At 64.9% G+C, this 12,573-nt stretch carries 10 protein-coding genes and 1 pseudogene; 3 read left to right on the forward strand and 8 right to left on the reverse strand.

The window, feature by feature from the left end:
• Window positions 1–10 precede the first annotated feature (10 nt).
• On the forward strand, window positions 11–790 hold the full coding sequence (locus tag ABRZ00_RS13150; RefSeq protein WP_368641701.1) for a hypothetical protein: 780 nt from the start codon (window positions 11–13) through the stop codon (window positions 788–790).
• 4 nt (window positions 791–794) lie between these two features.
• On the opposite strand, the gene ABRZ00_RS13155 is transcribed toward ABRZ00_RS13150, so the two are convergent.
• Window positions 795–1,655: a PAS domain S-box protein gene (locus ABRZ00_RS13155; protein WP_368641700.1), complete on the reverse strand. Its 861-nt coding sequence runs from the start codon at window positions 1,653–1,655 to the stop codon at window positions 795–797.
• A 111-nt stretch (window positions 1,656–1,766) separates the two neighbouring features.
• Here ABRZ00_RS13155 and ABRZ00_RS13160 point away from each other — a divergent pair, with 111 nt between their 5' ends.
• A complete protein-coding gene (locus tag ABRZ00_RS13160) occupies window positions 1,767–2,738 on the forward strand; it encodes a zinc-binding alcohol dehydrogenase family protein (RefSeq protein ID WP_368644327.1) in 972 nt (323 codons plus the stop codon).
• A pseudogene (locus ABRZ00_RS13165) lies at window positions 2,735–3,052 on the forward strand (YnfA family protein). Before ABRZ00_RS13160 ends, ABRZ00_RS13165 begins: the two are co-directional and overlap by 4 nt.
• Before the next feature lie 46 nt (window positions 3,053–3,098).
• Here the strand turns inward: ABRZ00_RS13165 and ABRZ00_RS13170 are convergent.
• The 7 genes from ABRZ00_RS13170 to ABRZ00_RS13200 all read right to left on the reverse strand — a co-directional run bounded on the left by ABRZ00_RS13170 (window position 3,099) and on the right by ABRZ00_RS13200 (window position 12,074).
• Entirely contained in the window at window positions 3,099–3,962 is an 864-nt protein-coding gene (locus ABRZ00_RS13170) for a serine hydrolase (protein WP_368644328.1), read from the reverse strand.
• Between the two features lie 274 nt (window positions 3,963–4,236).
• Window positions 4,237–4,986, reverse strand: coding sequence for an AraC family transcriptional regulator (locus ABRZ00_RS13175; protein WP_368640762.1), 750 nt, complete (start codon window positions 4,984–4,986; stop codon window positions 4,237–4,239).
• 99 nt (window positions 4,987–5,085) lie between these two features.
• Window positions 5,086–7,065, reverse strand: coding sequence for an acetate--CoA ligase (gene acs, locus ABRZ00_RS13180; RefSeq protein WP_368644329.1), 1,980 nt, complete (start codon window positions 7,063–7,065; stop codon window positions 5,086–5,088).
• A gap of 77 nt (window positions 7,066–7,142) precedes the next feature.
• Window positions 7,143–7,847 carry an ABC transporter ATP-binding protein gene (locus ABRZ00_RS13185; protein ID WP_343835304.1) on the reverse strand — a complete coding sequence of 235 codons (705 nt, stop codon included), beginning with the start codon at window positions 7,845–7,847 and terminating at the stop codon, window positions 7,143–7,145.
• A complete protein-coding gene (locus tag ABRZ00_RS13190) occupies window positions 7,844–9,754 on the reverse strand; it encodes an ATP-binding cassette domain-containing protein (protein ID WP_368641695.1) in 1,911 nt (636 codons plus the stop codon). Before ABRZ00_RS13190 ends, ABRZ00_RS13185 begins: the two co-directional genes overlap by 4 nt.
• A complete protein-coding gene (locus tag ABRZ00_RS13195) occupies window positions 9,751–10,605 on the reverse strand; it encodes a branched-chain amino acid ABC transporter permease (protein WP_368640759.1) in 855 nt (284 codons plus the stop codon). Before ABRZ00_RS13195 ends, ABRZ00_RS13190 begins: the two co-directional genes overlap by 4 nt.
• A 92-nt stretch (window positions 10,606–10,697) precedes the next feature.
• Window positions 10,698–12,074, reverse strand: coding sequence for a substrate-binding protein (locus tag ABRZ00_RS13200; protein WP_368640758.1), 1,377 nt, complete (start codon window positions 12,072–12,074; stop codon window positions 10,698–10,700).
• Window positions 12,075–12,573 lie beyond the last annotated feature (499 nt).

Here is a 12,573-nt window from a genome sequence, read left to right on the forward strand (position 1 = left end):
GCCTCCCCCAATGGAAGCGCCCGATCAGCCCAAAGGCATCGTCCACCATATCGGCGTCGTCTATCCGCGCCGGGGCGACCAGTTGCAGGTCTTCATTCCCAAGGGCCACACGCTGGGGCCCGGTTCGCGGGTGACGCTGCACCTGGACAACCGCACCGGCGTGGACGAAATCGACGCCGACCTGCGCGTGTACCGGACATCCTACAAAGGCAGGGTCATCCACAGCGACGAAAGCTGGATCACCCTCGAACCCATCGAATACATGCTCATCCACGGCAGCAGGGTCGTGGACGAGCGGCGCGCACCCGGCTACGAATTCCCCTCCGACACGCGTGCGGCCGTCCGCCTGCCGGACTCCCCGCTCGAGCAGCTCGGTCCGATCCAGGAAAAAGAGCACCACAACAAGGTCGGCATCCTCACCACGATGGCCCGGGACCAGCCCCACACCACGGTGTTGGCCTTCCTGAACACGGAGGCGGACGACGTCTTCGTCATTTCGACGCCCGACACATTCAAGATGCAGTTGCTTCAGCGCGATCCGCGCTGCTTCTTCATCATCGACGAACGCGCCAAGTTCACCTTCGAGCAAGCCATCGAGTGGAACTACACCATTCTGGAAACCCGGGCGCACAGGGTTCCGCCGGCCTCGCCGGTCTATGAGCAGGTCCGCACCGCCTTCGTGCTCAAGAACCCCTGGGAGGCGGGCTTTTTCAGGCTGGACGGCCTGGAGATGGTGCACCTGGCATGCAAGGCCATGGTGTTCGCGGGCGAACCCAGGCCCCCGGGCTGAACGTTCATTGCGCGCCGGCGCGCCGCGCGCGCTCTGCCTCGACCCGCGCCGTCACGTCGCGCGCCATGGCGACCGAGCCGATGGCCGCGCCAGTCTCGTCCTTGACCAGCGCAAAGGTCATTTCCACATAGCATTTGCCGCCGTCCTTCTTCACGCCCCGCGTCAGGGTCGGGCGGCCTTCGAGTTTCGTGCGGCCGCTGGCCAGCGCGGCATCGTAGCCGGCCCAATGGGCGGTGCGCAAATGCTCGGGAATGATCAGATCCAGGCTGGCGCCCAGCGCCTCGTCTCCGGAAAAGCCGAACAAGCGGCCGGCCGCCTGGTTCCAACGCACGATCCGGCCAGTCCGGTCCGCGTAGATGAGGGCATCGGTCGTTTGCTCGATGATCCGCTCAGCCAGATCCGGCGCGGCGGGCATATCGCGGATATCGCTCAGGATGCGGCAGAACAGAGCCGCCGGCAGCGACGTGCGCTCGGGCTCAGGCCCTTCGCCCGTCCGATGCACGAGATCGAATCCCCGCGTGGCGCGCAGCACGCCGCGCAGCCCTTCATTCTGGGCGAAACGCGCCCGGAGGGCCCGTTCGACCAGACGGTGATGGTCCGGAGAGCCGAACTCGATGCGGGTTTCACCCCAGTAGGCCCAGCGCTTGTCCGCTCCCTGGCCGCATTGCTTGGCCTCCCAGGCCCACGACTCGAAGGCGCGGCCCCGGGCCGGATGCGCGGGCGGAAATTTGATGCCCTGGATGAAACCCTCTACGGACGCCAGTGTCACCCCATCCAACCGAAACGGCGACAGGCTGAAATTGGACAGCGCCACCCCGCGCCAGTCGTCGGATGTGAATGCGATATTGATCGTTTTACCCGTCATGCAGATACCCCTCCACAGGCACCACTGTAGCGCACGAAGGCACGGACGGCATGAAGCCGCGCGCCGCGCATGCTACCGTATTCTCCTCTCCCACTTTGCAAGACTGCCCGCATGCGCGCCCACACAGCCCGGCTCGTTGATGACCGCATCCTGATCGAGACGCAGGACATCCCCCTGCCCGAGCCGGGGCCCGGGCAACTGCTGGTTCGCGTACACGCCGCCGGCCTGAACCGGGGCGAAATCCTGTCGCTGCGCCAGCAGCTGCCCGGAGAGCCGGTTGTTCTCGGCATCGAGGCGGCCGGAGAAGTCGTCCGGGCCGGAGCCGATGCCCGGCCCTTTCGGGCAGGCGACCGGGTCATGGGACGCTGCCGCGCCGCCTTTGCCGACTATGCGCTGCTGGACGCGCACGACGCCATGGCAGTCCCCGAGCGCCTGTCCTGGCCGCAGGCCGCCGCGCTTCCCATCGCCGCCATGGTTGTCTACGACATGCTGATCGGCCAGGGCCGCCTGGCCGCCGGAGAATGGCTGCTGATCACGGGGATTTCCTCGGGGGTGGGCGTGACCGCCTTGCAATTGGCCAAGACTTTGGGCGCACGGGTCATCGGCACCTCGGGCTCCACGCGGAAACTGGCGGCGCTGGAGCGGCTCGGCCTGGATGCGGGGCTGCACACCCGGGCGCCCGACTTCCACGAGGCCGTCATGGCCGCAACCGGCGGCCGCGGCGCCGACCTGATCGTCGACATCGCCGGCGGATCGGTCTTCGGCGAATGCCTCCGTTCATTGGCCTTCGAAGGCCGCCTGGCGGCGGTCGGCGCTCTGGACGGCGTGCGGGAGGCCCGGCTCGACCTCGCCGCCCTACACGCCAGGCGCCTGATGATCTTCGGTGTTTCCAGCAAGGGCTACGGGCCGGAACAGCGCCGGCGCATCGTCCAGGGCGTCGCCGACCGGATCCTGCCGCTGTATGCCAGCGGCAGGCTGACGCCCGCAATCGACCGGACATACCCCTTCGACGAACTGCAGGACGCCATTGCCCGCATGGAATCGAACGAACAGTTGGGCAAGATCGTGGCGGGCGAGGCATGAAGACCTTTCTGCTCTATCTGGCCACGGCATTCGCGGAAATCGCGGGCTGCTACCTGCCGTGGCTTTGGCTGCGCCAGGGCGGTTCGGCCTGGCTATTGCTGCCCGCCGCCCTCTGTCTGGCGGCCTTCGCCTGGTTGCTGACGTTGCACGAAGCCGCTTCAGGCCGCGTCTATGCCGCCTACGGCGGGGTGTACATCGGCGCCGCCATTCTCTGGCTGTGGATGGTGGATGGCGTACGACCCACCGCCTGAGACATCGGCGGCGCCGCCGTCACACTGGCCGGCATGGGCCTGATCGCATTCCAGCCCCGGTAGCGGGCCGGCACGCCGGGCGCTGACCGATACCGCCGCACCGGCCGCCCTATTTCGCCGCCATCCGGCTATCAAGGACGCGCCGCAGGCGCACCGCATCGCCGAAGCGCGCACCGCTCATGCCCTGCGCATCGAGCAGCACCATGGCCAGGTTGCGGCCGCCGAGCCGGACCATCATCACCAGGCAGTCGCCGGCCTCGCGCGTCGTGCCCGTCTTGGAAGCCAGAATCTCCCAGTGAGGCCTGCCCACCAGCATGTTGGTGTTGCGAAACGTCCGGCCCTCGATACTGTACCGGGCATCGGTGGTGAACGCCCGGATCAGCGCCCGCCCGGACGCCGCATGAATCAACCGGGCCAGATCCCGGGCCGACGAAACATTCTCATTGGACAAGCCGATAGGCTCGACGAAGCGGGAATCCTCCATGCCCAGCGCCTTCGCCTGCGCATTCATCGCCTCGACGAACGCTTCCATGCCGCCCGGGTAGGTGCGCCCCAACGCATGGGCCGCGCTGTTCTCGGACGAGGTCAGCGCCAGGTGCAGCAGGTCGGCCCGGCTCAAGCGTGCGCCAACGGCCAGGCGCGATGGCAGTTCGCTGGGCACGTCGACGTCGCCGGCATCGATGGCGATCAGCTCGTCCATGGTCAGGCCCGCGTCGACCACCACCAGCGCCGTCATCAACTTGACGATGGAGGCGATCGGCCGCACGACATCCTCGCCCCGGGCGAAGAGGACGTCTGACGTATCCATGTCTTTCACGAAAATTGCGGCGGACTTGAGCTTCTCGATTTCCTTGGCCGGATCCCGCGTGACCAGCGGCGCTTGGGCGGAGGCATCCGGATCCAGCGGCGCGGGCGCCGCTCCCCAGCGTGCCGCCGCGACGCGCCGCCCGTAGCCATGCTGGCAGATCGGCAAGGCCGGTTGGGCATTGCAGGGATGGAAATTGGCCGTCTGGGCAGGTGCGCGAGACGGCCCGCCAACGCCCGCAAGGACAATCGCCGCAACGCCGAATGCCCCCCACAAGTGCCGCCATCGCATGATCCGGTCCCCTGGCGCAAAAAGCTCACTGCCCGCCGCGCCCGATCAGCGGCGGGCCGGATGTAAAGGAATGCTGCTCAAGTGTGCCTTTTGTACACAGACCGCGCAAGACTTTTCATGCTTCAAGGACCGCCCGTACCCTGCCGCCCGCTCAGACGGCCAGGGGTTCGAGCGCCGGCCGGGCGTACTGGCTGGGCGCCACCCCGAGGTATTTGCGGAACATCGCGGTGAAAGCCCCCTGGTTCTGGTAGCCGAGGTCCAGGGCGATGTCCAGGATCGAGCGGCCTTGCTCGAGCCACGCGAGCGCCAGGCGCAGCTTGGCATGATGGCGCCAGACCGTGAAGCTGATACCTGTTTCCTGCAGGAACAGGCGATGCAGCGTGCGCTCGCTGCACCCCATCTCGGCTGCGAACTGGCCCAGCGTGGTGGCGTCATCCGGATGCAACTGGATATGCGCGCAAATGGCGGCCAGGCGCCGATCGCGGGGTTCGGGCAACTCGATCGGCACATCCGGGCGGTCGATGATCTTTTCAAGCAGCAATTCCTTGAGCAGGGCGACCTTGCGGCTGGCGGGAGGCTGTGGGCCATAGCGCGTCAGTGAACGCATGACCTCGCGCAGCAGCGGCGTGACGTGCAGCATGCAACTGCGTTCGGGCAGATTGAGAGGGCCATGCGCCTCGAACTCGAAGGATTTCATCCGCACGTTGCCCAGAGCGCGGATATGGTGGCGGCGACCGCCGCCCGCCAGCCAGAGGGCGCACGACGAAGACACCACCCAATGGCCGTCCGCCCCGGACGCCAGCAGGACGCCGGTGACCGGGAAGATCAGGCGCGAGCGGCCGCACTCCGGGTCGGTGACCACGGCCGCATCCGGAAAGGTCTGGACGGCACTACTCAACATGAAATGAGCACCTGGATCGAATCGCATGGCACAGCCCTCAACGTAAAATCGGCGCCGCGAATGCGGCGTGCATCCCACCTTGAACGGAACTGCCTGAGCTCAGTATGGCCCATGCAGGCGATTTAAAGCGTCGGGGTTTTCCAGCGTTGACGTATCTTGCGTGATCTCCCCGTTTTCAGCGACGATGCGCAACAAACGCCGCATGATCTTTCCTGATCGCGTTTTGGGCATGGCATGGCCGAACCAGATCTCGCGCGGCTTGGCGATCGGCCCGACCTCGCGCATGACCCAGTCTCTCAAAGCCCCCGCCAGAGCGGGCGCATCGGCCTCGCCGGGCAACTCGTCCTTGGGCACCACGAAGGCCACCACGGCCTCGCCGGTGACCGGATCGGGCCGTCCCACCACCGCCGCCTCCGCGACCGCTTCATGGGCCACCAGGGTGGATTCGATCTCGGTGCCTCCCAGGCGATGCCCCGACACGCTCAACACATCGTCGGTGCGTCCCATGATCCAGCAATAGCCGTCGGAGTCGAGCTGGGCGCTGTCTCCCGACAGGTAGGCACCGCCGAGTTCCGGCGGAAAATAGCTCTTGACGTAGCGCTCAGCGTCGCCCCATACCGTGCGGATCATGGCGGGCCAGGGACGGGTGATGACCAGATAGCCGCCCTTGCCTTCGGGCAGACCGCGACCGGCCTCATCGACCACGTCGATCTCGATGCCCGGCAGCGGCAAGGTGCAGGAACCCGGCTTGAGCGGCGTCGCGCCGGGCAGCGGAGCGAGGATATGCCCACCGGTCTCGGTCTGCCACCAGGTATCGACCACCGGGCAGCGCCCGCCGCCGACTTGCTGGTGGTACCAGACCCAGGCCTCGGGGTTGATGGGCTCTCCCACCGAACCCAGCAGCCGCAGGCTGGACAAGTCGTAGTTCGCCGGCGCCGTCTCCGGCGCCGCGCTGGAGGCCTTGATCAGTGAACGAATGGCGGTCGGCGCCGTATAGAAAATCGTGACCTTGTGGCGCTGGATCATGTCCCAGAACCGCCCGGCATCCGGATAGGTGGGCACGCCCTCGAAGACGATCTGCGTCAGGCCAGCCGCCATGGTGCCATAGACGATGTAGCTGTGGCCGGTCACCCAGCCGATGTCCGCCGTGCACCAGAACACATCATCGGGCTTGGCGTCGAACACCCATTGCGCGCTCATTTTCGCCCACAGCAGATAGCCCGCCGAGCTGTGCTGGACCCCCTTGGGTTTGCCCGTGGAGCCCGAGGTGTAGAGGATGAACAAGGGGTGCTCGGCCTCCACCGATACCGGCGCGCAGGTGTCGGCCTGGCCGTCCTCGATCTCGTGCAGCCAGTGGTCGCGGCCGTCGCGCCAGTCCACGCGCCCGCCGCTGCGGCGGTAGACGATCACTTGGCGCACCCGTTCCGTATCGGGCCCGGCCAGCGCCTCGTCCACCGCCGCCTTCAAGGGGATGGCCCGCCCCCCGCGCATCTGCTCGTCCGCGGTGATCACCAGGCTCGCCTGCACATCGACAATGCGCTGATGCAGGCTCTTGGTCGAAAAACCGCCGAACACGACCGAGTGCGTGATGCCCAGTCGGGCGCACGCCTGCATGCAGGCGATGGCTTCGATGGACATCGGCATGTAGAGAATGGCGCGGTCTCCCTTGCGGTAGCCCAGGCCCGCGATTCCATTGGCGATGCGGCAGACGCGCGCATGCAGCTCGCGGAAGCTGACCGTCTGCACCCGGCCGTCGTCGGCTTCGAACACGATGGCCGGCTTGTCCGCATTGCCATTGCTCAAATGGACATCGAGGCAGTTTTCCGAGACATTCAGTTCGCCGTCGTCGAACCAGCGGTAGAACGGCGCATCGGATTCATCGAGCACCCGCGTGAAAGGCTTGCGCCATACCAGCATGTCGCGGGCCGCCTCTCCCCAGAACGCGTCCGGGTCGCGCCGGGCCCGCTCACGCAAGGCCTGATAGGCCTCCATGCCCGAAACCGCCGCTGCGGCCTTGAATTCCGGCGCGGGGTCGAACACCCGCTTTTCCACGAGGATGGAATCGATCGCTCCTGACATTGCCGACCTCCTTTGATCGTAGGCATGAGTGGGTGCGTGCCGGGCCGTCGGCTCCGGCACGCCCGCCGGGGCGCCGTTCAGGCGGCGACCCCCAGATACCGGTTCATGATCTCGGGACGGGCACGCAGCTCTTCGCTGGTCCCGCCAAAGACGATATGCCCGGTATTGAGCAGGTAGCAGCGGCTGGCCATCGACAAGGCTGCCGCGACGTTCTGCTCGACCACCAGAATCGTGCGGCCTTGCTTGGCCAGTTCCTGGCAGACCTGCATCAGGTCGCGCACGATCAGAGGCGCCAGCCCCTCGAAAGGCTCGTCCAGGAGAATGAGCCGCGCATCGCGGATCATCGCCCTGGCAATCGCCACCATCTGCTGCTCGCCGCCGGACAGTTCGCGCCCCTTGTTGTTGCGCCGCTCGTACAGGCGCGGAAAGGTGCGGTAGATTTCCTCGTAGCTCAACGGCTTGGCGGCCGTCATGGTGGCGAGCTTGAGGTTCTCGTGCACCGTGATCCCCCCGATGACGCGGCGCTCTTCGGGGACGAGCTGCAGGCCCTGCCGGGCGATCTCGTGGGCGGGTTTGTCGTGGATGGGCATACCCGCGAACTCGATCGAACCCGATTTCGGGCTCAAGGCGCCCGCAAGCGTCTTGAGCAGGGTCGATTTGCCTGCGCCGTTGCGTCCCAGCAGGGCCACGACCTCGTTTTCATGGATTTCGACCGACACATCGAAGAGGATGTGGGAATCCCCATAGTAGGTATTGATGCGCTCAGCGCTCAGCAGGCTCATTGTCCGAATCCTCCCAGGTAGGCGTCCTGCACGGACGTGTTGGCCTTGATTTCCTCGGGCGTGCCTTCGGCCAGGAAATTGCCGTCGTACAGCACCGTGATGCGATCGGCCAGTTCGAACATGGCGTCCATGTCGTGCTCGACGATGAGCACCGTGCGGCCCTTGCGGATGGTCTTGAGCAAGGCCACCGCATGCACGCGCTCTTCGGGGCTCATGCCCGCCAGCGGCTCATCGAGCAGCAGCACATTGGCGCCCGTGGCCAGGGCCAGGCCGATCTCGACGCGGCGCTTTTCCCCATAGGACAGCTCATGGATGGGGATGTCGGCCCGCGCGGTGAGCTCGACCATCTCGATGGCCGCCTCGACCTGCTCATGGCATCCTTTCACCCCCTCGATCGTCGCCAGCGCATCGAAGCGGAACGGACCGCGCTTCTGCCCGAGGACCGACATCAGGATGTTCTGGCGCACCGTCAGGGCATCGAACAGCTCATTGACCTGGTAGGACTTGCTCATGCCCAATTGGCAGACCCGGGTGACGCCGGCGCCGGTGATCTCGGACTCGCGCAGATATACGGAACCGGAGGTGGGCTGGATTTCACCCGCCAGCATGCGGAAGAACGTCGATTTGCCCGCGCCATTGGGACCGATCAGGCCGCGCAGCTCGCCTTCCTGGACTTCGATCGATACGCCCTTGACCGCCTTCAGGCCGCCGTAATGCTTGGCGATGTTGTCCGCGCGCAGGATCGGCCTGCCTTCGGGCAGGGGCGCCGATTCACGCATGAGCAACGGATGGCGGCCCGAGCGCGCGGACGACCCGGTGGCGGCGCCGGTCGAACCGACGGCCGCGGCCACCCGCCGGGCGGCCCGCCGGGCCTGCCAGGCGATGAACTCGCCGCAGATCCCGCGACGGAACACCGTCACCAGCACCACAAAGATCACCCCCAGGATCAGGCGCCAATACGAGCCCACCGCCTCCACGAACTGAAGCACCTCGAACAGGTACAGCCAGATCAGGGCGCCCAGCAGCGGGCCGAACAACGTCCCCGCGCCGCCCATCACAGTCTGGATGACCACCTCGGCGGACGTATGGATGTTGAAGGCGTCAGGCGGCATGTACCCCTGGAACAACCCGAGCAGGCCGCCGGCAATGCCGCCGTAGCCGGCCGCGACCACAAAGATCGCCAGCTTGTAGGACTGAATGCTGTGTCCCACGGCCATGGCGCGCTGGGGATTGTCTCGGATCGCCGTCAGAATCACCCCGAACGGAGAGAACGAAATCCGCCGGGCGAGCACGAAGCCGATGAAGAACATGACAGCCAGGAAGGTGTACATGGGCCAGCCCGGCGCGATGACATAGCTGAAGAAGCCCAGGTCGATCGAGGCCTCCGGAATCCCCGGAATCCCGTTCTCGCCCCCCGTCCAGTCGCGCAACGGGCCGAACTCCAGGAAATAGATCATCTCGGCGAAGGCCAGCGTACTCATCGCGAAATAGATGCCGCTGCGCCTGAGCGTGAGGTATCCGATCGCCAGGCCCAGCACGGCGGCCACCGCCACCGACAGGATCAGCGCCAGCAGCATGTTCTCGACGATGCCGCTGGTCATCAGGTAGGCCGTCACGAACGCGCCCGTGCCGTAGAAGGCGGCCTGCCCGAAGGACAGCAGCCCCGCATAGCCGAACAACAGGTCGAACCCCAGGCCGAACAGGCCCCAGATCAGCACCCGGCCCAGGAGATCGGGCCCGGCGCCCACCAGCGGCGCGAGAAACGGCGCCACGGCCAGCACTGCAATGGTCAGACTCTCAGCCTTGTAGCGGCGCCGCACACCCGCTGCGGGATGCACGGCCGGCCCGCCGTCTTGGGTCGCCACCGCGCCCGGCTGGATCGCCACGGAATCATCATGCCTGCTCATGCCCTGCCCTCCACACCCAGCAGCCCTTGAGGCCGAACGATCAGGATCAATGCCATGGCCGCGAACAGCATGACATCGGAATAAACGGGATTGAACAGCGACGTCAGGCTGAGAATCTGGCCCGCCACCAGGCCGCCCAGCACCGCGCCCGGAAACGAACCGACACCGCCCAACACCACCACCACGAAGGATTGGATCAGGACCCGAAAACCCATGTCGGGCACGATCGAGACGATCGGCGCATAGATCATGCCGGCGAAGCCGGCCGCCGCCGCCCCCACGCCGAATACCACCAGAAAGGCGCGCTGGATATTGATGCCCAGCAGCCGCACCATCAGCGCATCCTCGATGCCCGAACGCACGATCAGCCCCAGGCGGGTGCGGTAGAGCACCAGCCAGCACAGGCCCAGCGCCACGGCGGCAATCAGCAGAATCTCGATCCGGTACAGGGGATAGGTCACGAATCCCATGTCCACGACGCCTTCGCCCCAGGACGGCACCGGCACGCGCTGGCCAATGCCGCCGTAGATGGCGCGGATGATCTCGACCACGACGATGCTGATGCCGAAGGTCACGAGGATCTGATCCTCGACCGGCCGGCTATAGAATTTGCGGATCAGGCCGCGTTCGAGCACCAGCCCCACGACCATGGCCGCCAATGCGCCTGCGGCAATGCTCAGGACGAAGGATTCCGTTGCCAGGTACGTCGAGAATCCGGCGTACGCGCCGACGACGAACAACGCGCCATGCGCGAAGTTGATCAGGCCCAAAGTGCCATAGATGATGGTCAGGCCGGCGGCGATCAGGGCGAGCAATATCCCCAGCGCCAGCCCATTGAAGACCTGAGACATGAACAAGCCGAGTCCAGGCATATTCCCCCCTTTTCACAATTGAATGGAGCCGGCACCCACGCCTTCCCGGCCTGGGTGCCGCGCAACGGCGCCTAGGTGTAGTCGGTCATCTTGCAGCCGGCATAGCCGACCGGCGGCAGGGTCGCGACCCCGTCGGCGATGGCCACGATGTCGACCAGATCGTCCTTGTCCTTGATGTCCGAAGGTTTCTTGCCGCGCACAATGGTGAAGTTGGCAGCGCCGTCATGATCCTCGGCGCGGAAGTACGCCTCTCCGCCCATGGTGTACGGGCGCTTGTGGTTGATGCTGTCCTCGAGCGCCTTGACGACTTCGGCCGGGTGGAAGGTGCCCGCGCGCTCGATGGCATCGGCCCACAGCAAGGTGGTCATGTAGGCGTTGTGCTCCGGGTCGCGGGGTTTGGCGCCGAACTTCGCCTCGTAGGCCTCGACGAAATCGCGCGCGATTTCGTTCTGCTCTGAATAGGCATGCCAGAACACCATCGTGCCGTAGACCCCCTCCATGATCTCGGGACCGACTTCCTCGAGCATGTAGGCGGGCATGTAGGGCACGCACATCTTCATGTTCTTGAGCACGCCGAACTGGTGCGCCTGCTTGGCCGAATTGACGGCGTCCGCCCCGTAGTCGTGATTGATCAGGATGTCGGCGCCGCTATTGGCGATGTTCAGCATGTAGGCGCTGTAGTCGGTCGCCCCCAGGGGATGGATCTGGGGGGTATCGATGGTCGTCCAGCCTTGCTCCTCGGTGAATTTCTTCATGAACTCGTGGATGGAGTGGCCGTAGTTGTAGTCCGGCACCAGGTGGATGGCTTTCATGTTCTTGCCGTAGGCTTCGGCCAGCACCGGCGCGATCGCCTTGGAAGCCGTGTAGGCGTGATGGCACAGGCGAAAGCCGTAGCGGCGGCAATCCTTGCCGGTCGTGTCGCTGGAGCCGCTGATGATGGGAAAGTACAAGGTCTTGGCGCGGTCGCAGGTGTTCTGCAGCGCAATCGCCACCGAGCTGCTGACGCTGCCCGCGATCATCATGGCCTTGTCCTGGCGGATGAAACGCGTGGCCGCCTGCACGGCGCTGTTGGGCTTGGTTTCGGCATCGCCGATGGCCAGCACCAGTTTCTTGCCCAGGATGCCCTGCTTGGTCAACGGGGAAATCTTGCGCACGCGCGGATCGCCGTTGTTGATCAACTCGGCGGCCAGTTCGAAGCCGCGTTTCTGGCCATTGCCCTCGGCCGAATACGGCCCCGTCAAATCCAGGGTGAGGCCGGCGGTCACGGTATCCCCGGCCACGCCGTCCGGATAGTTTCCGAGCTTCGGATAATCCTTTTGCTGGGCCAGAGCCGCCTTGCCATAAAAAGCCGGGACGGCCAGAGCGCCGGCGGCGCCGGCGGAAGTCTTGAGAAAACTGCGGCGTTTGGCCGAGTATGGCGTTTCGATGCGTCGATCCTGGTGTTTCACGATGATGTCTCCTGTTTCCTATGATGGGCGGGGTAAAACAAGGGTGCGGATCGTGATGAATGGCGAATATGAATATTCGATATCCAAACAAGCCGCCATATTGCTCCGAAACCAAAAAATAGAAATAAAACCGCTGTTATTTCTATTTTCCGGGCCGGAGATTCTAATTATTTGAAACTCAAAAATGCAGTCGTAGATTATCAAAGCGGATTTTTAAAAACCGCCTCGTTTCTGACACGAAAACACTCGTTTATGACTTTTTGAGGCCGGCTAGGGAAAACACCAAAATGTGCGAAAGGCGCAAGAAAAAAGGCTTGCAAGACAAAATCTTGCAAGCCTTAAGGAAATACCGGGCGCCGCCGAAAGAGGCGCGCGATCAAGGGAAAGCATATGAAATACGGCGGTCTCCGGCAATATGCCGCAAACCCCGCGAGATAATCAAAAAGTATATATAAAAAATCTGGTCGAAATACCCCACACTGCTATTGATAGCATTCGT

Origin of the sequence: Castellaniella ginsengisoli, assembly GCF_040955415.1 — a bacterium.
Taxonomy (GTDB): domain Bacteria; phylum Pseudomonadota; class Gammaproteobacteria; order Burkholderiales; family Burkholderiaceae_B; genus Castellaniella; species Castellaniella ginsengisoli.

What these genes read in the sequence shown, in the direction of transcription:
- ABRZ00_RS13195 (WP_368640759.1), bottom strand. Translation starts at nt 10,605, where the DNA reads ATGTCTCAGGTCTTCAATGGGCTGGCGCTGGGGATATTGCTCGCCCTG.
- acs (WP_368644329.1), bottom strand. Translation starts at nt 7,065, where the DNA reads ATGTCAGGAGCGATCGATTCCATCCTCGTGGAAAAGCGGGTGTTCGAC.
- ABRZ00_RS13150 (WP_368641701.1), top strand. Translation starts at nt 11, where the DNA reads ATGGAAGCGCCCGATCAGCCCAAAGGCATCGTCCACCATATCGGCGTC.
- ABRZ00_RS13155 (WP_368641700.1), bottom strand. Translation starts at nt 1,655, where the DNA reads ATGACGGGTAAAACGATCAATATCGCATTCACATCCGACGACTGGCGC.
- ABRZ00_RS13160 (WP_368644327.1), top strand. Translation starts at nt 1,767, where the DNA reads ATGCGCGCCCACACAGCCCGGCTCGTTGATGACCGCATCCTGATCGAG.
- ABRZ00_RS13175 (WP_368640762.1), bottom strand. Translation starts at nt 4,986, where the DNA reads ATGTTGAGTAGTGCCGTCCAGACCTTTCCGGATGCGGCCGTGGTCACC.
- ABRZ00_RS13185 (WP_343835304.1), bottom strand. Translation starts at nt 7,847, where the DNA reads ATGAGCCTGCTGAGCGCTGAGCGCATCAATACCTACTATGGGGATTCC.
- ABRZ00_RS13190 (WP_368641695.1), bottom strand. Translation starts at nt 9,754, where the DNA reads ATGAGCAGGCATGATGATTCCGTGGCGATCCAGCCGGGCGCGGTGGCG.